Origin of the sequence: Pseudomonas sp. 44 R 15, from assembly GCF_900004965.1 — a bacterium.
Taxonomy (GTDB): Bacteria; Pseudomonadota; Gammaproteobacteria; order Pseudomonadales; family Pseudomonadaceae; genus Aquipseudomonas; species Aquipseudomonas orientalis_A.
In genome coordinates, this window is the sequence record NZ_CVTU01000082.1 from 1 (window position 1) to 891 (window position 891).

1 protein-coding gene is annotated in these 891 nt (G+C 56.8%); it reads right to left on the reverse strand.

Annotation, left to right across the window (positions count from 1 at the left end):
* Window positions 1–891: immunoglobulin-like domain-containing protein (locus BFP93_RS10230; protein ID WP_370737784.1), on the reverse strand; the 891-nt coding region annotated here is incomplete at both ends.

Here is an 891-nt window from a genome sequence, read left to right on the forward strand (position 1 = left end):
CGTCATCGCTTGGCGCAGGGACGGTCACGGTGCCGACGGTATCGCCAGCCTTGATGATAATCGACGAACCGTTGTCCAACTTCAGCGTGACGTCAGTACCGGCCTTGTTGCTCAAGGTCGCGGTGTACGTGATCTGGCCACCCTCGTTGACTGCGCTCGGCGCGGTCAGGGTAACGGTGGTGGTGTTGTCGGTACCTGGGGTGTCGGTAACGGTGGTGTTAACCGGCGTGGTGCCTGGAACGAGATTTTCGAAGTGCTCGCCACCAGTGACAGTCTTGATAGCAGTGGTGACGGTTTGGTCGCCTTTATAGACGTCATCTGGTGCAACAACCGAAACGCTACCGCTCGATTGGTTCACACCTATGGTGATGGTTTTGCCGTTATCCAGGGTGACAGTCAGCGGGTTAGTGATGTTAGTCACCAGCGCGCCGTTTTTATCCACAAGGCTGGCGGTGTAAACAATGTTGCCGCCCTCGCCGACGGTGGTGGTAGCGGTCAGTACAACGTCGACCTTGTCGATGGTGTCGTTGATCGCTGTCGTTGCACTGTTTTGCGCAACTACCAGCTGCTCGAAGTTGCCGCCGGAAGCGTCGGTGATCTTGACGATCTGAGTGCTCTTGTCGATGAACACGTCATCGCTTGGCGCAGGGACGGTCACAGTGCCGACGGTTTCACCGGCTTTAATGGTGATCGACGAGCCATTATCAAGTTTCAGAGTGACGTCAGTACCGGCCTTGTTGCTCAAGGTCGCGGTGTACGTAATCTGGCCACCCTCGTTGACTGCGCTCGGCGCGGTGAGCGTGACGGTAGTGGTATCAGCAGTGCCTGGGGTATCGGTAACAGTGGTGTTAACCGCTGTAGTACCTGGCACCAGGTTTTCAAAGTGCTCGC